The organism is Elusimicrobiota bacterium, assembly GCA_041658405.1.
Classification (GTDB): Bacteria; Elusimicrobiota; UBA5214; order JBBAAG01; family JBBAAG01; genus JBBAAG01.
This window is the reverse complement of the sequence record JBBAAG010000006.1, coordinates 1-24,463: the sequence shown is the minus strand read 5'-3', so window position 1 is coordinate 24,463 and position 24,463 is coordinate 1. Positions and strand designations below refer to the sequence as shown.

Below are 24,463 nucleotides of genomic sequence, written 5' to 3'. Positions count from 1 at the left end.
TGGTTATTACTCCTTTTTACATCCCAAACTGTTCAGTTAACACCCTCAGCATTGATGCGTTATAGCCCACCTGAACTTCTGCGCGGTCAGCCGCACGTTTGAGTTCCAGCATCGTAGTCATCGCGGTTAATACTTCAAGGTTATTCACCAAGCTATACTTATAATCCTGTAATTGAAGCTCATAGTTTTTAACAGATTTTTCATACGCATTACGTAAAGGAGATATTTGCGCTATCGCAGAAGAATAGTTATTATATATCCTCGTGAGTTCAAGCCGTATATCCCGTTCTTTCCTCGCGATTTGTTCTTCGACGATACTTTTCTTAATCTCTTCTTCTTTCACTAACGATTTAATCATCCCGCCGCGGTATAACGGGTAATCAATAGACAGGGTTAAGTCCCAACCGGTCCCGTCTTCCACCAGTTTCCACAGGTTCCAGCTGTTAGTCAGTGATACTGATGGTAATAAACCCGCTTTTGCGGTTAATACGCGTAATGACTGGAGTTCCAGCTCTTCCTTTAACATTTTGAGGTCAGAACGTCCCCTGATATTCGAACAACAATCTTCAAATGTGACGGCAGTAACACTTCCTGCGTTCACGGTATAGTTAATACCATCAAAACTTTTGCCGGTATAGTACGCCAATGTTTCTAACGAAGTCTTACGGTTATACACCAGCTGTTCACGTTGCGCAAGAAATTGAGAGATACGGTATTCTAATGTCAATACTTCACTTTCCCGCGACTTACCGATACGTACACGGTCAGACAGTTCTTTTACCCGTTTCCTTAGTAATTCAATAGTTTCATCTGTGTTACGTATATCAATATCGTACTCCGCGATGTTATAAAACGTTTCAGTAACCCCTGCAGCTATATCGCGTTTAACGCTTTCCAACAACATTTTCTCGCGGGTAAGTTCATGTTCAGCAGATTGTACCGCAACCTTCTTTTTCCCGCCGTAATATAGCGGCTGGGTTACCGTAATCTTTGGTTCGTTCACATCCGCCATCCTCGAAGATATTATACCGGTAAGGTAATTTTTGTATCCCGCGCGGATATCCGGGAATTGATCACCCTGTGCTTGCCCGATATGCTCGCTCACCTGCCGAACTTTTTGTTCCTGTAACCTAAGCAACTCAGGGTTTGTTATCGTATAAGAAACACATTCAGTTAATGACGGCATAGGTTCTGCGTGTACCGGTACAAACACCGTTGTGTTTATAATAACACCAACTGCTATAACCAAAAAACCTGTCTTTAAACTCATAATATAATTAGACATCGATATATAACAAATAGTTTACATCAACACTTTACGTAAACCATATATGGAACTTCAACTGCGGAAAGAATAAGTGAATAAATCCCCAGAATATTCCAGCAAAGAAAAACTGCCCGATTACCAACCCCAAAAATGTCGGGATCAATGTTTTATACAATTTCACACCGCCGACCCTGAATATTATACCTTTACACACCCATGCGACAAAAAACGGCCACCATACATGCGTAGCTGCGCCGTTAGTTGCAATGAGGTATCCGATAGGGTTCAACGGCATTTTTGTCCATACGAATTGGCGGATCACAAACATTATTCCCGTAATCACAAACCCTGCGGCATACGCAACTTTTTGCGCAAAATACGCAATTGGCGGCGTACTCACCGCGGTAGTAACTTCATTCCATATCTGCAAGCTATACGTTGTCCGTGTTCCCGTTGTTAGGTTGTTCAACCCGTACTGGTAATATGTTGAGAGGTACATTATTGCACCCAGGATAAACCCGGTGAATACTGCGCCGAGGCCTAGCCACACAATATGCCGGCGGGAAACACCGGTTTTATCGCCTAATTGAAAACTTTCAAGCTGATACACCGTACTTTGATTAAAAAACCCGCCGTTCATCATAAATCCAAATGACGATAATATTGCTAGGCTTGAGAGCGACCCGCCCAGCGATGTCAACGTATCCGTCCCCCATATATGGTAAGTTGCGCTCTTTATTTGTGAGATAGGCAAGGTCCAAACAGACGGAATCCCTGTCTCTGCGCGGATACGGCCGTAAACCATCACAAAACTTAATAGTACACCAAAGAAAAAGATCGCAAGCCATGGCGACATCCCGCTGATCATACAAAAACCTATCAACACCATAAACCCGAGCAGGCCGCCAAAAACTGCTACGCGGTAAGGTAACGGTTCAGTTTTATCGTCGATTTCCGGCGCGCTGGTAAACGCTTTCTTAAAAACGATATACAAATGTTTCCGCGCAACATACAGCACAATAACTACCATTGCCATGTACGCGCCAATACCTTGTTCATTGATTAGAGGAAACCCTCGAACATTAGTTTTTACCACTGCGCCAGCCACTACTACCAGCTGTTCAATCCAATAACAAATCCAGGTGGAAAACAATATTTCTGACGGAACAAGGTATCCTAACCCCACGACTTCCGGCCGGTGCGCGAGTATCACCCCGGAAATTGACTTCAGCGGCTGCTCCGTAAAAATTGTGCTGAACCTGAAATAGTTTCCTAAAGCTGGAAACGACGGGTCAATCGTGTTTAACAGATTGAACACCTGGCTAATCCCGGCAATACTGAACCCCAGCCACATTAACGGGTTGGACAAAAACGGTTTCTCATCTTTAGCATGCAACTTTTCTCCTGCCGCTTCTTCGCTCAAACTCAGAGGAATACTCAGCAACGGAAATGTCAACCTCTCATTTTCCGCCCACTGCTTTCTCATTACTGTCCACACACAGGTAGCGATCCACCAGTACAATAAAAAGAAGCCGAGATATACTGCCAACGGTTTAATCCAGTGTGCCCAGGGTACCGCGCCGTCCGGCGTACCTTCCCAAAATCCGCGGATAACTTCCGGATCCCGCGGGCCAAACCAGGACGGGACATATTGCCTGAAATCAGCATATTTGTTAAGTACAGTATCGTGGTAATACAACACGCTGGTGTATGGCAGGAATGCCTGGAATACGCCTATGCTGAACATCAACGTTGCAATTACGTTGAAGATAAACACTACCATAATTTCACCGCGGGTAAGCAGGTTTTTTACGCCCAGATATTTTAGCAGCGGGTAAAGAACTACCAAAAATATCAACCCGGCAAGCGCAGGTATCGGTGGGATGGCTTCTGTAAGGTTGCAGGACAAAAGCATTAACTCAAACTTCCATACCCACAATGCGGATATTACAACAAATACTAATGCAAGAATTATAGACCTGAACGTCATGTTGTCCTCCGGTTTATACTCAAATTTATTAAATTATACTCACACACCTATCTACGATTGAGATTACGCAGCATAACATCCGGCTTATCCGTCGTCAACCCATCCACTCCAATAGAATCTAGCCTCTGCGCTTCAACTACTTCATTCACTGTCCATACGTATAACTGCAGGTTTGCGTCAAGAGTTTTATCTACAAACTCGGAATTCACGGGTACATAATGAACATCAAGCCCGTCGAGTTTACCTTCTACCGTTTTTGCGATTACCGCATCAATATCATACGGCGCATAAATACCGGTATCCTTATCTTTTTTTGTACTAACCAAATACAACGCAATATTATCAGGCATCATCTTCTTACATTCAACCATAGTTTCGTACCCGAACCCGATACTCAATACCTGCGCTTTCTTACTGCTGGAATTAACAATCCGGCAGTATTCATTAAGAATCTCAAGCCCGGCTTTTATTTCTACCACCAAAACCTTACCTGCGGGGATAGTATCAATAATTTCTTCAAGTGAAGGTATAGTTTCGCCTTTATACTTCTCATCCTTAACTTTCCCGAAGTCCAATGCGCGTAATTCCGCGAAAGTTGAGGTTGCGATTGTAAGATCCACACCAGCCATCCTTAACGCGCTTGCGTCATGGCTTGCAACCACACGCCCGTCTTTTGTCAACCTAATATCAATCTCAACCGCATCCGCTCCTTGTTTCCATGCAAGATTAATTGACGCTAACGTATTCTCCGGCGCGATAAAACTTGACCCGCGATGGCCTATGATAAGCATTTCCGTACTTCCCCCTTCAATTACTTCATAATTCTATCAAGCTCAACCGCATACACGTTTTTGTCAGAAGAGCCAATATAAAGCTTACCTGACATTATACACGGTGTTGATGTTACCTGATAATCAGATAATTGGTAATTATACACAATTTTGCCGGTATCGGGATTCATAATATGTACCGTACCCCAGGATGTGGATATCACAAGATAATCGTTGTAAATCACCGGTTGTGCGCGGTGGATCCCATGCTTAGCTTGTACCCGCCATAACAACGCGCCAGTACTTTTATCATACGCCTGTACTTTATTGTCAGAAGAACATACGATAACTTTATCTCCATAAATCACAGGTTTTGACGTGCTATGTGTAACAGTCGAACTCCATACCGTACTGCCGGAGGACAAGGTTAACGCGTACACTTTACCGATATCGTTGAGGTACAGTTTATCCCCGTCAATCACCGGCGAGTTCGACCCCGGTGCGCCCCACATTCCGCGATAAATACGACGGGACCATACCACACCGCCTGTGGAAACAGAAATCCCGCGGGTATACCCATCCCACCCGCCGAAATAAACGGTACCGTTTTCACGGTTATATGCCGGGCAAATTGATACCGCATATTTTGTATTGTATCGCCACAATACCGTCCCGTCGGTAAAGGAAAGCCCTGCTATTAATCCGTTTCCATGCGCAACAACGATCCGCGTGTTATTAAAATCCCCATCCTTTGACTCAGCTACTACCGGCGTGGAATATACCGGCACAGTACTCGTGTATTTCCAGTACAACGCCCCCGCGGTTTTATCCAACACATAAACATTACCGTCATGAGAACCAAATATAAGTTTGTCCTTATAAATGACAGGATCACCGGAGATTATGCCGTTAGTTGCGTATTTCCACTTCACTCCGCCGGTACTCGCAGATAAACAATACATTGTTCCATCTGCTGAACCGCAGTAAACATTTCCATTTTCAACCACCGGCGCTGATATCACCATATCACCAGTTGCGTACTTCCACGCTACTGCGTTATCTCCGACGGTAAAGTTATAAGATTTTTCCCAAATATACCCTATTGTGCCGGTAGACACTACGTTGCCGGAATAAAACGTTGTTTTCTCAGTGAGTACCATCTGTATTATCAACGTATGATTCCCCTGAATCACTGGAATGTTTTGTTGCCACAACTGTGTTATCGTAGAGTACACAAGCGTGTATGTTGTATCGCGGTCCACCTTCGCGCGAAGGGACGCTTTCACTGCGGTAAGTGTTAATGTTGAAAACTTAACCGCACAAGTAATGGACGTTGCAGTATCAACCTGATACCCCGGAGATATGAGTTCGTACTCGGGCGCAGATTTTTTTGTATACAGGCCAATCACCACTTTATCCGGTGATTCAGGCTTATCGACTTCTTTGTTATAAGTGAACACCTTATCCCCTTTTACCTGAATGATACGATAGCCGCAGGTAAGCGTGTCTTTGGTTACCAACACGTGAATACCATTCCATATAAAATGCCTTGTTGCATGTAAATGCCCGGTGAACCACGCGCGGATATTATAATCTTTAATCACCTGATAAACCTCCACGTTATTGCCAATACCTCTATCCGTTGGCAGGTGGTGGGAGAACAGGAATACCGGCATTTGTGTTCCTATTTTTTGTAGGTCAGAACGCAACCACTCCAGCTGCGCAGCTGTGATAAACCCTGCACCGGTTGAAGACACTCCGGTGTTGAGTAACACAAAATGGATACCGTTGTGGTCGAACGAATGGTATGGACTGCCGTAACGTTGCTGGTACGTATAGTACCCGACATCGTTATTCTGTGTCTCGTGATTACCAAGAACCGTGTAGTACTTATAGTTAAGTCCATCCATTATCTGCGCATACTTATCGAACTCACGTACGGTTCCGTAATTCGCGAAATCGCCGGTGAATACCGCGAACTCCGGCGCGGGTGTTAGCTTGTTAATCTCGGCAATAGTCGACGATAGGTACACCGCGCCTTTTTCCATATGCCCGTCAGTAAGCTGGATAAACGTAAAATCTTTTGATTCAGCAAAACCTGAGATTGTAGTCAATAATAATACTGCAGCAGTCAATATTGTTTGTATCAATATCATAAAATCCCCCTATTGCATGATGTATTTTACAATACATATAGATTATTGGCGATATTTATTTTTTATAGGGGAGGGTATCATCTCAAAATATTTGGACTAGGTGGAATAAAGGAATGGATTTTTTTAATATCTAAAACCAACACATCGCCGTCTTTTTTGTAAACGCCGTTAGCGTTAAAGGATATTTTGCCGGCAAACTCTGGCTGTAATCCGTACTGTTCGATCAACGCATTGCCTTGATTCAACACTTTATCAAAATCTTCGCCGAACAAACTGGTCTCCATCAAATGATAAACATCTTTTTCTTCACCAGCCACTCGCCAGCCGACCACCGCGTGGCCGTCTTCGATTGACAACAATATTATGGGGTCCAGCTCGATACTTTCCAGCAAGCTCGAGAACAGCACTGCTAATTCTACGCAGTTGCCTTTATTCTTCAACACTTCAGACGGCAACTTTATGCGTTGTGAGAAACCATACGCTATCGGCTGGTTAATATATGTCATCCCGTAATTATCTTTTAACGTATCGTAAATCAGTTTTACCTGCGTTAAATAATCCTGATCCTTTTCTTCTACTGACCTTGAATCCGGAGTAGGACGGGTAAACAAATGAGGGGATTGGACGCCCACAATTTTTATCGGTGGAACACTCGCCGCGCCTTTTTCGCTTGCTTTAGATATTACGTCCGTCAAACTCCTGTCGTTATACGTCACCCACGTAGCAAGCGTGTCAATCATATCGTACTTCACGTTTTTCGCATCAACAATTTCCTGGACAAACTGGTCATACGGCAACAATGTAACGGGTAACATGTTATGCAACAAAAGCGCGGGTTTACCTTTAGCATTTAGTTTATACACTTCCACCGATATTTTGCTAAGAGTAGGAACAACTTCGACCGCTCTTACTTCCTCTCGCGTGAGAGATGGAACAATATTCAGTTCTTTTGTTTCCCCGGGCGGGACAACTACTTCCCAGAACTCATCACTTTTCTTGATATCTATACGCGCTGACACGCTAAACTTAACTTCTTTCTTAGTACTATTAGTGATATTGATACTTGTTACAGCAACATTTTTCGCGTCAAACAAATGGTAAACCGCAACAGGTATTTCTTTCATTGTGTTAACCGTAACTGCGTAATCAATCTTTTTCTTCGGAACGATAATATCAACTTTGGCCGGGAGAGTAATGTTTTTGTATTTTCCAAACCGGTACGTCACCGCTGCGCGATGGCTTAACCCTAACGTATGGCTGAGCATTGCGTAGTCAAACAAGAAGTTGTTTACCACAACGCCAAACCCGGCTGTAAGGTTGTTGCTATCGTACCCCAAACGCAACATCATAATGTTCCACACTCGGTATTCTGCGCCACAATATATTTTCAAATACTGCGACGAGGTAAGTTCAAGGTCGGCGGTGAGTATAAGAGCGTTATCCAACAAACTGGACGACACCCCAACCCTAGTCATCATCGGCGCTTTATAGTCGGTATCGTAACGCCTGAAACTTGAAACAAAAATGTTTTGTATGTCCAACCCCACCCTCACAATTTCCGTGAGTGTATACAACGCGCCAAAATCGAACCCCAGCCATGTGGAGTCGATATCGTCAAACTTTTTGTTCACAACCTTTGTCCCAATACCTAACTGTAATTTATCGGTTACAGAAAACGCGTTTGAAAACAACAACGCGCTGTTAACGTCGCTGACCTCGCCGGTAACGGTATTAAAATAGTCACGTTTTACCGTACCCGGGGAAAACATTTGGACTAGCCCTAACCCAAAAGACCAGTTATACTTCGTCGGCACTGCCACTCCAATACATTCATACTTTGTCAACTCAAACAACTCGTTGTGGTTAAACATAAGCTCTAGATTCCGCATCTGTCGCAACCCTGCGGGGTTCCAGTACAACGCGCTGATATCATCCGCTACAGCAGTCCCCGCGCGGCCCATGCCCAACACGCGCGTACCAATACCGAGGTTAAGAAAGTATCCGGGCAACCCGCCGGTATTCTCCGCCGCGGAAGACCACGTAACACAAACCGATATTAATAATAGCCACGCCAATACTTTTTTCATAATATTTTCGAGTTTCTTGAGTAAACTATTTCACTCCAATCCTCGTCTTCAACACTACGCCGCTTGCTTCAACAACACAGATATACGACCCGATATCCACAATATCGCCTGCGCTGTTTCTACCGTCCCAGTACACTTCGTTCGGCCCCGCGAGGCTTGACCCGACAGTCCCAGCAACAACGTTTTGTTCCCATACACAGTCGCCGATTAAGTCGTAGATACGGATTTTTACGTTGGAATCGTTCTGGAGGATATACCGTATTTTTGTCGCATCATTGCCCGCTTTGAACGGGTTAGGATAGTTCGACAAGTTTTCTATAGTATTCTCACCCTGAATATATTCCATAACTTTGAATAACGACAAATGGTTCACCCGCGCAATAACGTTTTTCGCAGCAGTATCCACGTGAGAGTCCGGGATCAACACCCACCCGTTCTTGGTTTCATGCCAATAAAACACGCGAAGGTTTTTCTCGTCCAGCCCGGGAATGTCGTTAGCGGTATACGGAATACTTATGGTAATATCTTTTGCTAACTCCGTCGTTCCGTCGGTAAACTTGATTTCTACTACAATATTCGTGTCTTTAACCTGAGGATCATTAATTACCCGGGGGAGGTTGATTATATCCGGACGCGTAACCTCGAGTTTCGTGGTACCAGCCACAGTACCCGCGGGAACGTCAATCTTTAACCCGTCGCTGTATACCAACGCAGTATCCTGCGCAGGGTCAATCGTAAGCCGTACGGTAAACTTGTAATGCGCAGTGTTTGCAGAAGACCAGTTACCCGCGTTATCGATCGCTATCGCGTGGAGATACAACACGCCGTCGGTTAAGTTTGACAACGTTATCGTGTCCCACGTAACAAAAATCCCGGTTTCCGGAATAACCGAGGTAGAACTGTTGCCGTTTAACAAATAATAATACCCTCTAATCCCGGACTCATCACTTTTGGGCATTGTAAAAGTAAACCTCGCGAAACTGTTTGCGTACGTGGTATCGTGTTCTGGATGTGTGGTTGACGTTATTAAGGGCGTTGCCGGAGGAGTAAGGTCAACCGGATTGCTGCCAGTAGAAATTAAAATAACACATATACCATCGGAAACACGGAATGAGCTTTGCAACCCCGCGCCGTTCTCTGATTTTACGGTGAAATAATATGTCGTTCCAAAATTCAAGTTTAAACCTGTTCTGATAACATATGTTGACAATCCGATGTCAGTCCAGTCGAGATAGTCCGTCGTTCCTGGTGTTGTACCGATAGCGTACCAATATTTTGCGATTCCCGACTCTGGATCGGACGACGTACCCCAGTTCGCGGATAATGTGGTGGTTGATACTGACAAATCAATGTCGTTTCCCAATCCGTCCCAAATGTAACTTGGTCTAGTTGGTTGAGTGATATCACCGATTATTAATATTCCATCGGAAACAGTTGCAGTACTTTGTAATCCAGAACCGTTTTCAGATTTGACGCTGAAATAGTATGTTGTACCTAACGATAATGTTAATTCTGTTTTCACGACATAGGTTGAAAGACCAACATCAGTCCATTCGACAAAATCTGTCGTTCCCTGTGTCAAACCAATAGCATACCAATATTTTGAAATTCCTGACTCCGGGTCGTACGACGTACCCCAGTTTGCGGATAATGTCGTAAGTGATAGCGTTGTATCAACATCAGCACCTGTCCCATCCCAAATATAACTCGGTACAGTTGGCGAAGTTTCGTCAGTATTATCGATTGGAAACGATGAAGAAATCACATAACCACTAGTTAGATTAGTAAACGCGGAATAATACATGGTGTTGAAACCGACGCCATCATGCTCACTATTCCTCCCTCCGGTAATATATAAATAGCCGTTATTCACTACACTGGAATGGTCATACAACGAAGTCGGGATAGTGTTTGGTAAAGTACTAAAACTTCCTATACTACCATCAGCATTGAGTTTCGCAAGATATACGGTGTTTAAGTTGGTAGGAACGCCAATACATCCTCCGGTAACATATAAATAACCGTTATTCACTACACTGGAATGTGCAAACAACGAAGTAGGAATAGTGTTTGAGGAAATATTAAAACTTTCCACACTGCCATCGGCATTGAGTTTCGCATAATATACCGTATTAAGCAAACTTATGCCGCCATTACCTCCTGTAATATATAAATATCCGTTATAAACCACACTGGAATGTCTATCCAAATGACTGGGAATGGTATTACTATTCGTCTGAAATGAAGCAATACTACCGTCACAGTTAATTTTTGCATAATATATCGTATTTAGAATACTACCATTGTTTCCACCTGTAATATACAGATATCCGTTATTAACCACACTGGAATGGTACCCCAACGATGTCGGGATAAGGTTTGGTGAAGTGCTAAAACTTCCTATACTACCCTCCGTATTAAGTTTCGCATAATATACCGTATTACGAGCTGTAATGTATAGATAACCATTATAAACAACACTGGAATGATGAGAGTAACTCGTGGGCATACTAGTTGATGATGTAGTAATAAAACTCCCCACATTTCCATCAGTATTGAGATTTGCACAATATATCATATTACCCGCTGTAATATATAAATAACCATTGTAAACAACACTAGAATGGCCATTTACACCTACCGGAATAACATTTGTAGAAGTACTAAAATTCCCTATACTACCATTTCCAGAATTATCCACTACTTTCATTTTAAACCAGATACTATCGTCATAAACACCATTAAGTGCAACCAAACTATTCCATTGAATATACGATGTCCCAACTGGCTTATAAAAATTATTACTAATATATTCTGAATCAATATCATACCAGGGACCGGTGCTGCTAGTGGTGCTATACTGCCACTTAGTAGTAGTAACCTGTTCCCCTGGATCGGGGTCGGAAACGGTATAATTAATTTTTATTGTTCCATTAGTACCCTCGACGCTTGTAATAGTAACACTTGGTGGTTCAGCAACGTTTTCAACTTGAAAATTAATAGTATCATCCGCTGTCCCTTGGTCGTTGTCGTAGGGTACAATTTTAAACTTCGTAGTAGTTACGTTGATATTCGGCTCATCCAAATTTGAGTACCAAACCAGCGAACCGGAATAATGGCTACTATCAATATTTGCAGTACTCCCCACCACAGTCGCGGGTTTCCATGTACTCCCACCGTTGGTAGAGTATTGACAAACTATGCTTAACACATCATTATTCGTATCAGATAAAGTATAAGTAATCGCCACTGTGTCTCTTACCACCGAAAATATGTCATTCACGACAACCGCGGGCGGGGTATTGTAGTCCACGTGAATAAGATTCGACGTCGTCGCCAATCCTAACGCACGGCCATAGGGTGTAACACGGAAGTAAATGTTGCTGTTATCAGTCCCGCTTGAAATATTTCCCACACAGTTCCAAACAAGATTACCGCTAAACTGACCGCTGGTAATGTTGTAAGTCGAACTATTGATTATAGCGGGAGACCAGTCAGTCCCGTTGTTAGCTGAATATTCGCAAAGCAAGGATAAGTTTTCGTCGGGTGCCGCAGTGATTGTGTAATTAAACGTAATTGTATTACTAGTAACCTCACCGGATATATTCGATAACGTTATGACCGGTTTGACGTAGTTGTCCACCGCAAACGGTCCCGTGGTTTGGTAACACGAATAAAATACGCCGTCGGTAAGTTTCATTCTGTACCATACACTTGCGTCTTCTACGAGGTTAAGATTGTTCGTCCCTGACTGGGTGTTCCACAAAATATACGACGCCCCAAGAGGTTTCAATTCATTATTAGTTATTGCAGAACTTGATATGTCATACCAGGTTACGTTATCACGGCTGTATTGCCAATTGGAGGTTTGTAAATTGTTACCATCGGGATCGACAGAGGTATAACTGATTTTTATCACCCCGCTGGGTTCTTTCATATTATCACTGATTCCGGAAATTGTTAAAATCGGGTTGTGACGGTTGTCAACGCCGAAGTCGGATGTACTTACCGGCGTACCTAAAATCTGTGAATCTGACGGCGTTATCCTGAACCTTACCGTGAACGTAGAGACGCTTACCCCGAGGTCGACTTGCGACTTCCATATTACCGTTCCCGACGCGCTGACAACATTGTAGTAACTCGTTGTCCCGTTAACCGTCGCGCGGATCCAATTCGCTCCACCGTCGGTAGAGTATTCGCAGTATAACGATAAGTTATCGGCAAACGTATCAGTTATTGTATAAGAAATATTTATATCCGAAGTAGTTTGTATTCCCGTCGATGCATTTAATGTCACTATGGGAGAATCATTGTTGTTTATTAACAATGAAAAAGTATTTGAATAATCCTGGGTCACCAACCCACTTTGTATATTTGCATAATATACTGTATCACTGGGATATAAATTACTACTAATGTAACCTCCTACAACATAAATTTTGTTATTTTTCGCTATACAGAATGCTTGTTGCAGTGAGATGGTGCTTGTGATAATGGCAAATGTGTTTAAGACACCACTGTTATTTATTTTTGCGTAATATATTCTGCCTCCACCTACGAGATAAAGACAATCGTTGTAAATCACACTTGAATGTTGCTCTATAGCCATAGAATTTGCTTCATTAAAAGAACCGATACTTCCGTCATCACTCAATCTTGCATAGTAGACCTTAAATGAATTAACAGAATTATTTTTTCCACCAGTTATATATACATACCCATTATACACAGTACCAGAAAGGTAATACAAAGGAATTGGCAATGTGATAGTTGATGTTTGAAAATCTTGTATACTACCATTAGAATTGTTTATTTTTGCATAATATATTTTATCAACAGCATGTACATTAGAATCAAGTCCACCGATAATATATAAATATCCGTTATATGCTACACAAGAATGTCCCATTACTCCTGTGGGAATTTTATGCGCTGACGTTTGAAAACTACTAATACTGCCATCATCGTGTATTTTTGTATAAAAAACATTATCATTTCCGTAGGGTTCCCCTCCTGTCACATAAAGATAATTGTTATATAAAGTACTAGAATGCAGACAAGATTCTTGAGGTATCCTGTTTGCGGAAAGAAACCATTCGCCGATGTTTCCATCAGAATTAATTGTTGTATTATAAACGGTATCCAAATGTCCACTATTAGAATTCCCCCCTATGAGATAAATCCTGTTTTTATTTACTACAGCATTATGTCCATATGAAGGGATTGGAACTTTATTTAGCGAATAAACAAAATTATTGATATCTCCATTCCCAGAATTGTCCACTACTTTCATCCTGAACCACATAGAATCATCATAGAAACCGGAAAGGAATAATGTACTCACCCAATTAACATACGACGTTCCTGGTGTTTTATAATAGTTGTTACGGATAGTATCTTCCGAAATATCGTTCCAATTAACGTTATCTCGGCTGTATTGCCATTCGGTAGTAGTAACGCTGTCCCCGTCCGTATCGTACGCGGTATAGTTTACCCGTATCGTCCCGCTTGACCCGACGATACTGTCAATAGTCACCGTCGGCGTAGACCCCAGCGAGTACACATTTACCGGAATAAGGGTTATTAATATTAACAACAACAGTTTTCTTCTGAACTTCATATATTTCCTATCCATGCAACCTATACTATTTATCTATAACCACAATATGATACGGTTGTATCTTTTGTCCCGTTTGCGTCGCTGCACTTCCCGGCGTGGCTTCTTCAATATCAAGATAATATTTAGTGTTAGTCTCTTCAATATTTTTTATCTGTATCCCAAACCCCGCGGTGGGCTGCTCGCCCATAAACGCTGCGAACACAATGTTTTTCGCAAAATCTATATCCGGCAAAGGAAGCGTCGAAGCGTTATTACCGTTATGCTGTTGCCACAACGCCCGCCATTCCTGTTCGGTTTTGATAATCAGCACCTTTTTTTCTTTTATCCCGCTACGCACATCCTGCCATTGTTTCACAACGTGTTTAACATCAACATTCTGCGACTTCCCGCGTAGCAACGTCGATTGGCGTTCCTCAGGTAGTTTGGCGAACACGGTAACGGTTTTGTTGATAACCATTTTTTGCGTGTCATCTGTTACGGTTGACGTAGGATGAAAAACCACGGTTTCTGTCTTTTTCGCAACATCTTTTATTACAGGAGATGTGACGTTTGTTTTGTTAGGATTACTATCATTTATTACAACTGCCGTTATCGTTTGTTGTACCTGTGCCTGCATTTGTGTTTTGGGTTTCACATTAAAATACAAGCAAGCGAGGCATATCAACAACAATGCAGAATACACGTACGTTTGCGGGCGGTATATCATGGAAACAGGTTTGTTTGGCACAACGACGCCAACATCGATTTTGTTTTGAACATCCCGCACAAAGTTTGGCGGTAAGGATTCTTTACCCATAGAATTGTATAACTGTGTCACATTATGCATCCCGGCTAAAAGCGCGGCACAGTCTTTACACTCATTCAAATGCTGCGCTACCTGTTGTTGTTTCTCAGCATCCAACTCTTTCTCGTCGTACAGTACCAACAAATCCTTTACTTCACTGCATTTCATCATAAACATATATCCTTGTTTTCACGTTTTATAATACTGCTTCAACTTGCCGTTCAGCGTTACCAACGCGCGCGCCAACCTCACCCCTACCAACGACACGCTGCAATTACAGATCTTTGCGATTTCCTTCAACGATTTTCCTTCGATATACTTCAACACAAACGCTACACGTTGTTCCGGCGTCAACTCGTTTAACGCATCCTGCAACAACCGGTTAAACTCTTTTACCACAACTTTTTCTTCCGGCCCAAGTTCATTACTCATAAATTCGCGTTTTATTTCATTATCTTCTTCATTAACCACTGACTTATCTAAAGATTCATATTTAACAATGTTCCCGTGCTTGACATTATTCAACCACAAATTAACAGCGATCCTGTGCAGCCATGTAGAGATACTGCTTTCCTGTTTAAACTCGCCAATCAGTTTTAATGCCCTGCAAAACACTTCCTGCGAAAGATCCTTCGCATCAGGTTCGTTACCCGTCAAACGATAACTAAGGTTATAGACTTGTACTGCGTACAACTCTACAATCTTACCAAACGCGTTACGGTCGCCGTTTATGGCGCTCGTTATCAACTCGTTTTCGCTACACACACGATTACCGGTATCTTTTGGTTCAACATTATTCCCTTGCACTATTCCCTACTCCTGTTAGACAACTAACTCAAACAAATTTTACACAAAATATATATTATTATTTTCCGCTCATCGCGGTGGAATGAAATTTCAAATGTTCTTCAAGATGTGCTTGCCAGTAGTCCCAGGTATGGTTCCCCGGGTATTCGTTGTAGGTATGCTTAACTTTTAACTCATCAAGTTTTGTGTGTAATGCCCGTGCATCAGTGATCGCACCGGTCTTTGTATCATCCACCCCGCAGTCGAACAATAGATTTACACCATTTTTCTTCAATACCTTAGCCTGGGCGTATACGGAATAACAACTCCACTGCTTTTTGTTAGATTTATCATTAGGATCCCCAAGGATTTCACGCAAGTGCCAACTGTCAAGCTTGGTTGGATGCGCTTCAAGCTGCAGGATACCCGATAACGATGATGCGGACCCGAACACCTTTGGGTTGTGCGCGGTAAGGATCATTGCGCCGTGACCGCCCATACTCAACCCCATGATCCCGCACTTGTTTTTCCCCGTAAGGACAGGAAACTTTTTGTTAACCTCCGGAACGAGTTCTTTTATGATATACGTTTCATACTTAGAATTCGATTTAATCTTACTGTCGAGGTACCACCCGAACTGGCTGCAATCGGGAAACACGAGTACCATTTTGTACTTATCCGCCAGATCTTCAACATTTGTACGGTCCACCCAGTCACCGTAATACCCCCACGCACCGTGGAGGATGTACAGGACAGGAAACTTTTCCCCGGGCTGGCGATTAGGAGGAAGATAAACATAGTATGTGGTATTGTACCCCAACGCATCGCTGTACAACGTAACCGTTGAAATATCCACCTGCGCGGAATACGCTGAACTACTTGCCAGAAATACACTGATAAACGCAATTGCAGTTAATACTTTATTCATGCAATAACCTTTCCGAATATATTTACGCGAGCTTGATGACAATAATCCCTGCGACGATAAGGACAATCCCCGCTATTTTTAGAGGAGGACATTTTTCACCCAAAAACTTTATACCAAATATTGCGCCAACAGCAACTGCGAGCTCGCGAAGCGCAACTACGTAACTCACTGGCGCAAGGCGGAACACAAAAAGGATTATCAAGTATGTCAGTAACGACCCAATCCCGATGATAAACCCATGATTCCGGTAGTTTTTCCACGCATCAACGAGTTCCCCGCGGTTAGTTTTATTGAACAACGCAATTGGGGTTAAGCATAACGCCGCTACAAAGTATAGTTCGTAAATATACGCCACGGGGCTTATCGTTCCAACCCCGAGTTTGTCAACAATTGAGTATCCCATGATTGATACGCCGGTAAGTAATGCGTACACTAACCCCTTCATCCTTTTCGGATGAACCGGCTGGCACAAACCTGTCAGTATTGTTCCCGTACTTATCGCCAGGATACCCGCTGCGCCGGTGACCGATATTTTTTCTTGTAATACAAAAAACGCGGTTAACGCTGTTTCTGCAACACCCGACCCGCGGGCAATCGGGTATGACGTAGAAATATCGCCGTGCTTATACGCTTTACCCAGTAACGAAAAGTATATTGCGTGTATCACGCCTGACGCTATGATGTAAGGCACAGCTTTTATCCTGAAAAGTTCTGTTGGAGATAAAACTAGAAGTATTGGAGAGAACACAACGCTAACCGCAGCAAGGCCAATGTATACCGCATAAAAATTCCCGGCTGCTCGTTTTGCCGCGAAATTCCATGCCGCATGAAATACCGCGGTGATCAGGACTAACGAAAAAACCAGTAACGTCATCCGGAGATTTTACTCCTGCCCTTCCTCGGTGAGTTTGAGGTAAAACTTGCGGTAGTCAAACTTTGCTTTATCACTATCCGGCAAGCTCATCATCTGCATTGCAACATCGGGATGACGGTTAAGCGCACCGGTTATCATGTAGGGTATACTATAACCCCACGCCATTTCTTTCACCAACGGCAGAATTGACTCGCTGATAACGTCAAGTAACGGCAGGATATCAAACTTCGGGTTCTTAAGAAAACTTATAAGGAGTTCAAGCGGGCAATTCCCTGCCGCACGGCCAATACCGTATAGCGTTCCATCGAGGTAATTCACTCCCTTGATAATCCCTTCAATCGTATTCGCAAACGCCAATTGTTTATTATTATGGCAATGAATCCCGATTTCTTTGGACTTAAGGTACCGTTTGAATTTTGACACGTAATAATCAACATCTTCACTATACAACGCGCCGTAACTATCAACAATATAACACGCCATAACTTTAGTTTCTTCCTCGATCTGCTGCAACGCCTCGTCAAGCTCGCGGTCCAGCGCTTTCGAAATTGACATTATGTTTATAGTCGCTTCATACCCTTTATCCGTTGCATTGTTTGCAAGAAGTATTGCTTTATCAATATCTTTTACATACGTAGCGATACGGATAACATCAACTATACTCTCCGTCTTTGGCACGATATCTTCCGCCAAAGCTTTATGCGCGTCCTGCATAATAGCGAGCTTCGTAGTTTTTTTGTCAATACCATCCGCAACCTTTTTTAACTGTTTCTCGTCACAGAACCGCCATGGGCCGTACTCAGCCTCCGAAAATTTCATCTTACTATTACGATACCCGAGCTCAACGATATCAATCCCCGCAGCACAAGCGGCTTTATACACGTTTCTTACAGTTTCAAACGTAAAATACGAATTATTCATCAACCCGCCGTCGCGGATCGAACAGTCTATAACCTTAATCTCCGGGCGGAACATAATGTTTATTTCCCTTCTATTATTATTCTTTAAATATTATCAGTGCCTATAATTATACCAATTTTTGTTTATATCGTTATTATCTCCGGAGCGATGCTTTGGAGAACACGTGCGCGGGTATCTCGACGTCAAACTCAATTGACTTAATAATAAACTCCGTCCCGTCTCCGCGTTTAAGCGCGTCCTTGAACACCATTTTTTTGGGGTACCACCGGTCCCCTACCTGAAACACGTCAGCGATCTTAAACGTTTTCAACAACTTCCCGCTTTTCGCGTAAAGATCGGACCGCAACGGTACATACCGTTCCTTGTCCACCCATATTTTGCGTTTATGATACGCAAGATCGTCAACTTTCCCCGTAAGTTCCAAAATATAGCACTGCCTGGCATTGACCATCTGTTCCGTTGCAATCACAACGTCATACGCATCCGCGAGTTTTGTGTTCTCCATAAAATCTTCGTACGACAAATCAGAGCCCATGACTGACTGGCGAAGCATATGCCCTGCAATTTTAATTACGCGATCCGCGGACGGCGACCATATCCACAGTTCATCCCCGAGTTTTAACATCTTCGTCCCTTTTTCCCGTGCAGGCGCGAGATACTCGGTAAACGTTTTATCGTTACCTTCGGACCACGATTTTGATTCTACAGTCCTTGCGGGCCCGCGTTCAGTCTTTATTACCATCTCAGAGACTGACACCTGTGTTTTAGCGTTATAGTTTTTATCAATAAGTTTAAGTATCTGTGTTCCGGTAAACGTATCTTCGCAATAACATAACGTGGCAACCATTACCATAACTGCTATACCGCACAACCCAACAGTAACGTTTAAACCCTGTCTATTATTCCACACTTTATACCTCCAACTCCTTAAACAACTGCGCGGTTTGACGCCCATAAATCCCAAACCCAGCAGCGATAGTGCCAAGTACTGACGCTATAACACCCGGGATGAATCCTATTACATAACTCATCGGAGTTACCTGCGCGCGTAAAACGTTTTGCAACAATATTGTCGACGACTGCATTTTTCCCGTAAAATCCCACCCGTATATTTGCAGGTAAAATGATACCGCCAAGCCAAATACCGTACCGACAACTGATCCAGCAATTCCTATAAACACAGATTCCAGGATTAAACTCCGGTAAATAACGCCTTTGGGTTCACCCATCGCAAGCCGTACGCCGATCTCGCCGTACCTACGGATACTGTTCATCAATCCGGCATTCCACAGGATCAATACCATCGCAAAGATGAATGCCGCAGCTAAAACATACCCAACTATTTTTGAAAAGGATATCATAATACCGAACTGGCTTTGTTCTGCCAACAACCGCATGGTTAGCGAGTACTGATCAGTTTTTTTGTAGTTATCAACATTAAATTTTTCTTTCATCACCGCCAATACAGGTTCAACATAATTCATATCCTTTGTAAACCCCAGAATTTCACCCGCGCTGTCTTCCATCTCGAGCATATACTGCGCATCGGCAATATCCGTAATAACAGCCCTGCGGTCAAGAACATCGCTGCCAAACCGTACAAGCCCGGTAACCGTAAAGTTTTGCATTGCCATACTTCCGTAGATAGTAGAACTTATCAGCGTTGCTTTATCCCCGACCCTTACCCCCAGTTTTTTTGCCAGTATTTCTGATAACAACAACTCATTATGTTTTTTAGGCAATACACCAGCAACCACGCATTTATTAAGGCTCAATAACCCAACCTCGGGTGTGTCTTTCCCGAGAAGGTTGACTGCCATAGCGTACATCGGCATCTGTACCCGTGTTTCACCGTTTTTGTCAGGAATATCAATTAACCCGCCGAACTTGATCCTCGGTGCCCAGGTCATTGACGGATACTCGGTTTCAAACTTTTTCACAAGTTTTGTAACCCCGCTTACTGCCAAATCATTAGGTAACTGCTCCGCAAGTTCTTTATACCCGTTAGTAGTAATTTTTACATGCCCGGCATCAAACCTCGCGCTAATATCTATCATTTCGTTAAACATCCCAGCCATCCAGCTATAAAACACTACTGTCAAGAAAACGCCGGAACTTATTGTGATTATAGGAAACAAACTACGGGAACGGTCCCTTAACAAACCCTTAATTATAAAACTTATCATGACACTTTCCCCCGTAACGCTTCCGTCGGGTCAAGTTTAGATATTTTCCGCGGAGGGATGTAACTCACGGTTGTTACCGTCATCATTATAATTAACACCGTACCCAATATTAACGCTGCGGGATATACTGGCAACAATTTCATCGCAATCGCGAATCCGTACTGACTGCTGTCCATCGGCATATCAAACCCGTGCTTCGCGGTATACCACATCAACGGCGTACCGTATATAAATCCCACAACAATAGCGAGCACTCCGTGCATCGCGCCTTCCATAGTAAACAACCCGATCACCGTTGACCGCTTGAACCCCAACGCCATAAGGGTCCCGATTTCCTTTTTCCTGCGGAATATCGACAGTATTTGTGTATCAAAAATACCTATTAACGAAAGTGCTAAAAGTATTACGTACAAAAACGATGACGTCTTCTTTTTCGCAGCGACAATATCATTTATTTCTTTCATCAACATATCCAATGAGTGAAACGTCCAGCCCGCAGGCGCAGGCGGGGATAACACTTTTTGACGAAGAATAACCATCGACGCATTGTTGTTAGTCCCCATAAGTTTTGACAACCGGCCGATACTCATCCATATCGTACCATTATCAATCGCAGGTACGTTGGTAACCATAACTTCTGCGATCTTTGCATCTACAGCGTCAAACGTCCCGTTTTTATCCCTAAACCTGATTGTAACCGTATCTCCGGGTTTAAACTTATTTTTTTCCGCCATCCTGCTTCCAACCATAACAGGTATCGCGTCACCACTGGCTTCCAACTTTTTTGTCGGTATCCGCAAGACAGTTTGGTTAGGATCGATCCCACGGATAAGAACAGGCTGCATTCTTCCCTGCGGGTAAATCATTGCGGGACGGAATAATACCGCCGCAGCATCGCCTGATTTTGTAAGTTTATCCAGTTCCTCCGGGAGTTTGCCAAAGCTATCGTCCCAGGTAACCGCGTCATACGGATCGTACGTATTAATCCAGTACTGCCCTCCCGCAACATCATCCTGCTGGGTATAATACGCGGACTGCTTCAACATTCCCGTGAACATTCCCTGATGAAATATTATTAAAACGTATGTAAACGACAACACCGCTACGCTTAACCACGTGCGCAAGCCCGCGCCAAGAACGTTCTTCAACGCCAGATTAAATATAGTTTTCATAAAATTACTATCCAGCCTTTTCGTCAGAAACAACTTTACCGTCAACCAACCGGATTTTGCGTTTCAGATGCGCAATAACCTTCTCATCATGTGTCGCAAAAATAAACGTTATCTTCAACTCGTCATTAAGCTTCACCATCATATCAAGGATGTTATGCGAGTTCTCGGCGTCAAGATTCGCGGTGGGCTCGTCCGCCAACACAAGCTCAGGTTGTTTCACAATTGCGCGTGCAACCGCCACTCTCTGCGCCTGCCCGCCGGAAAGCTGGCTTGGCCTTGAACCAATTTTGTCGGTCAGATGTACCCATTCCAGCGCAGCTAATACTTTTTTCTTACGTTCCGCCGGCGGAGTTTTCAGCAACAGCAACGGTAATTCGACATTTTCGTATACCGTATAAACCGGCAGGAGATTATACGTTTGAAAAATAAAGCCCATATGTTTATTCCGCAACAACGCTGCGTCGTTTTCTGACATTTTGCCAGTTTCTTTCCCGATAACCACAGCTTTCCCTTCACTCGGTTTATCCAAGGAACCTATTATATTCAGTAACGTCGTTTTTCCCGACCCGCTGGGGCCGACAAGGCCGGCAAACTCACCTTTTTCAAAAGCTAGGTTAATTCCGGTCAGCGCGTAAAACTTTTCCGCACCCATCGGATACGTTTTTGTCATTTGTTCAAGTGTAACAACTGGCATTTACTAATCCTCCCATGCATATCATAATCTTTTAATATCCACTGGCTTACATTATATCATCTTTTTTATTACTCCAACGAATCGTCTCCATTACGTGGTAATGTCTCAACCTTGACATGTTTTCATTGAAAATATATAATTATCTCAATGACATTAAACTATAGGACGGATAGATACTGGACATTATTCATGGTTCTGGAATAATTAAAACATGATGACAAAATCAAAACTAAAGTTTTTAGCTGGCTGGGACGTATGGATTGCTAGGCGTTCAACATCCGGCTTTATAAACGACTTCAAAACACTGTTTAACCAGATGTCCGGTTTTAATCTAAACGCAATCTGGATATGGGGTTTTCTCGATGATAAACACGGCGGAGTAGAAGCCGGTAAAGAGTTGATAAGCTATGCGCGTAGTAAAGAAATACTTCTATGTCCCGGAATAGGTGTGTACAGTTACAGCGGCGTATGGTGCCGAGGAAACCATCAATACAATCTAGAAACATATTTAGCAAAATATCCTGAGAGAACAGCAAAAATGAAAGTAACGTATCAGGATGTTCATCCGCTTCACTCTAAATTTGTTAATGCGTGCCCTTCAAACGAAGACAACCGTAAATGGATGGCCGAAGGAATCAAATGGTTCATAAACACGTTAAATCCTGACGCGGTATATTTTGAGACAGGTGATTATGGTGTTTGTGGTTGCGATAAATGTGTTGGTTTAAGTAATTCTGTCGCTAGTAAAATAAAAATACAGTTACCTATTTGGGAAGAAGCGCACAAAATAAACCCGGGACTTACGATATTCTGGAGTACGTATGTTAACTACGACAATTTATCACAAGAAGATACCGAAATGATGGAAAGAATACCTTCTTACGTATATACAATATGGACTGTCACAAGAGATTTTTATTACGATAAAATTGAAACAAGAAATCCTCTTCCTGAAGGGAAACATCTCGCACTTGCTCACGTGGGCGGAAGCACGCATTTTGAACTGCCTTACAATTCGCTATACCCTCGTTATTCTCTGCGGTTATTCCAGCCGCAGGTGAACGGGTTACGGATTTTAGCTGAAGCCTGTAAGAAAGAAAGATGGGACGGGATTCTGATACCAATGAGCGGGCTTGCTGATAGAACAGATAACGAACTTAATTACAGGATTGCCGGGAAAATGTTGGAGGCACAGGATTTTGATAGCCTTGCTGTTGAAGAAATAGAAAATATGTTCGGGAAAGGCGTGGGTACAAAACTGTTGGATATATTCTTGAAAATAGAGAAATTAGCCAAAACCCTAAAAAAATACTTTTTTTGGTTCCGAAGTTTTTATAACGTTCCCGCCACTCAAATGGGTTATACTTTCACGAAAGAATTGCCTGCAAAATCGGAAAGTATAGCAATAATAAATTTACAAAATATTTCTGCTCAGTTAAATGAAATTGCAAAAGAAGTACAAAAATGTAAACTTGAAATGTCTGTAAACGGGAAAGGCAAGATCTGTCAGGTCGAAGATTGGGTTAGCGAACAGGTATTGCTTACAACTCATGTTTATCCTAAGTTCATCGGGATACAATCTAAACGTGAACTGTCAGATGAATATATAAACGACCTTGAAAAACAAGTATTGTCTGACCCAGCGTTGAAACCTATAAAAATAGCTACCATGCGAATGTAAAGCGGATATCTTCCTTAAGGTCACTGGGCTGGACAGTTTAGGTGTTTTTACTAACCGTTTCCCGAAATTTGTATGATGTGGTTGTAGCACATATCATCACAAAATCCGAAGTCAGTTATTATAGATGGACGGGCATTACATCAGGATCGCAGCCATGTTATGATACCGTGCATCAATCCCTCGCCGCCCCGGCGCGCATTTTCAGGGGTGTCTCCATGTATATGAGTACCAAATGTCTCGTATAAACCAAACTCGTCAAGTAAGAATCGTTCAAAGTAACCTTTGGGCCGGATCGCTAAATCAGGACCGGCAGGCATCCACAAACCATTGGAATATTGTGCCACACCCTTTTTAATCGCTTCTCTCAACACAGGCGATGAGGTTAAGATACCATCGTATCCCGTATCTTTCGTAAAACATTGCTGGCCATGCAGTTTCCCTGCCAGTTTTAATCGGTATCCTTGCGCGACCCATTGCCGGATACCGTTCTTAACGTTTTCGATCTCACGCGGCGCGGGGGTGCAATGCCAATGCTTTCCTCCATACC

Annotated in this window: 17 protein-coding genes; 1 reads left to right on the top strand and 16 read right to left on the bottom strand. The window is 43.0% G+C overall.

Annotated features, from left to right (window positions below; genetic code table 11):
• Positions 1 to 16 precede the first annotated feature (16 nt).
• From WC955_02235 to WC955_02165, 15 genes are all read right to left on the bottom strand, one after another.
• A complete protein-coding gene (locus tag WC955_02235; protein MFA5857863.1) occupies positions 17 to 1,270 on the bottom strand; it encodes a TolC family protein in 1,254 nt (417 codons plus the stop codon).
• Positions 1,271 to 1,316: 46 nt separating this feature from the next.
• Positions 1,317 to 3,257: a DUF6785 family protein gene (locus WC955_02230; GenBank protein MFA5857862.1), complete on the bottom strand. Its 1,941-nt coding sequence runs from the start codon at positions 3,255 to 3,257 to the stop codon at positions 1,317 to 1,319.
• A gap of 47 nt (positions 3,258 to 3,304) precedes the next feature.
• Complete coding sequence (locus tag WC955_02225; protein MFA5857861.1) at positions 3,305 to 4,048, bottom strand: glycerophosphodiester phosphodiesterase family protein; 744 nt, start codon at positions 4,046 to 4,048, stop codon at positions 3,305 to 3,307.
• Positions 4,049 to 4,068: 20 nt separating this feature from the next.
• On the bottom strand, positions 4,069 to 6,183 hold the full coding sequence (locus WC955_02220; protein ID MFA5857860.1) for a PQQ-binding-like beta-propeller repeat protein: 2,115 nt from the start codon (positions 6,181 to 6,183) through the stop codon (positions 4,069 to 4,071).
• A gap of 77 nt (positions 6,184 to 6,260) precedes the next feature.
• A complete protein-coding gene (locus tag WC955_02215) occupies positions 6,261 to 8,270 on the bottom strand; it encodes a PorV/PorQ family protein (protein MFA5857859.1) in 2,010 nt (669 codons plus the stop codon).
• Positions 8,271 to 8,295: 25 nt separating this feature from the next.
• Positions 8,296 to 13,890 (bottom strand): hypothetical protein, encoded by a 5,595-nt coding sequence (locus WC955_02210; GenBank protein ID MFA5857858.1) that lies wholly within the window; start codon positions 13,888 to 13,890, stop codon positions 8,296 to 8,298.
• Positions 13,891 to 13,915: 25 nt separating this feature from the next.
• Positions 13,916 to 14,845, bottom strand: coding sequence for a protease complex subunit PrcB family protein (locus WC955_02205; GenBank protein ID MFA5857857.1), 930 nt, complete (start codon positions 14,843 to 14,845; stop codon positions 13,916 to 13,918).
• A gap of 18 nt (positions 14,846 to 14,863) precedes the next feature.
• On the bottom strand, positions 14,864 to 15,481 hold the full coding sequence (locus WC955_02200; GenBank protein ID MFA5857856.1) for an RNA polymerase sigma factor: 618 nt from the start codon (positions 15,479 to 15,481) through the stop codon (positions 14,864 to 14,866).
• Positions 15,482 to 15,539: 58 nt separating this feature from the next.
• Entirely contained in the window at positions 15,540 to 16,388 is an 849-nt protein-coding gene (locus WC955_02195; GenBank protein MFA5857855.1) for an alpha/beta hydrolase family protein, read from the bottom strand.
• A gap of 22 nt (positions 16,389 to 16,410) precedes the next feature.
• Complete coding sequence (locus WC955_02190; GenBank protein MFA5857854.1) at positions 16,411 to 17,262, bottom strand: EamA family transporter; 852 nt, start codon at positions 17,260 to 17,262, stop codon at positions 16,411 to 16,413.
• 9 nt (positions 17,263 to 17,271) lie between these two features.
• Entirely contained in the window at positions 17,272 to 18,237 is a 966-nt protein-coding gene (locus WC955_02185; GenBank protein MFA5857853.1) for an aldolase catalytic domain-containing protein, read from the bottom strand.
• 79 nt (positions 18,238 to 18,316) lie between these two features.
• Positions 18,317 to 19,093 (bottom strand): outer membrane lipoprotein-sorting protein, encoded by a 777-nt coding sequence (locus tag WC955_02180; GenBank protein MFA5857852.1) that lies wholly within the window; start codon positions 19,091 to 19,093, stop codon positions 18,317 to 18,319.
• Between the two features lies 1 nt (position 19,094).
• Complete coding sequence (locus WC955_02175) at positions 19,095 to 20,369, bottom strand: FtsX-like permease family protein (GenBank protein MFA5857851.1); 1,275 nt, start codon at positions 20,367 to 20,369, stop codon at positions 19,095 to 19,097.
• Complete coding sequence (locus tag WC955_02170; protein MFA5857850.1) at positions 20,366 to 21,541, bottom strand: FtsX-like permease family protein; 1,176 nt, start codon at positions 21,539 to 21,541, stop codon at positions 20,366 to 20,368. Before WC955_02170 ends, WC955_02175 begins: the two co-directional genes overlap by 4 nt.
• Before the next feature lie 7 nt (positions 21,542 to 21,548).
• Positions 21,549 to 22,235 carry an ABC transporter ATP-binding protein gene (locus tag WC955_02165; protein ID MFA5857849.1) on the bottom strand — a complete coding sequence of 229 codons (687 nt, stop codon included), beginning with the start codon at positions 22,233 to 22,235 and terminating at the stop codon, positions 21,549 to 21,551.
• Positions 22,236 to 22,446: 211 nt separating this feature from the next.
• Between WC955_02165 and WC955_02160 the strand changes: the two genes are divergently transcribed.
• Entirely contained in the window at positions 22,447 to 23,916 is a 1,470-nt protein-coding gene (locus tag WC955_02160; protein MFA5857848.1) for a hypothetical protein, read from the top strand.
• Between the two features lie 140 nt (positions 23,917 to 24,056).
• On the opposite strand, the gene WC955_02155 is transcribed toward WC955_02160, so the two are convergent.
• Positions 24,057 to 24,463 (bottom strand): hypothetical protein (locus WC955_02155; GenBank protein ID MFA5857847.1); only part of this gene is annotated, 407 nt, incomplete at its 5' end.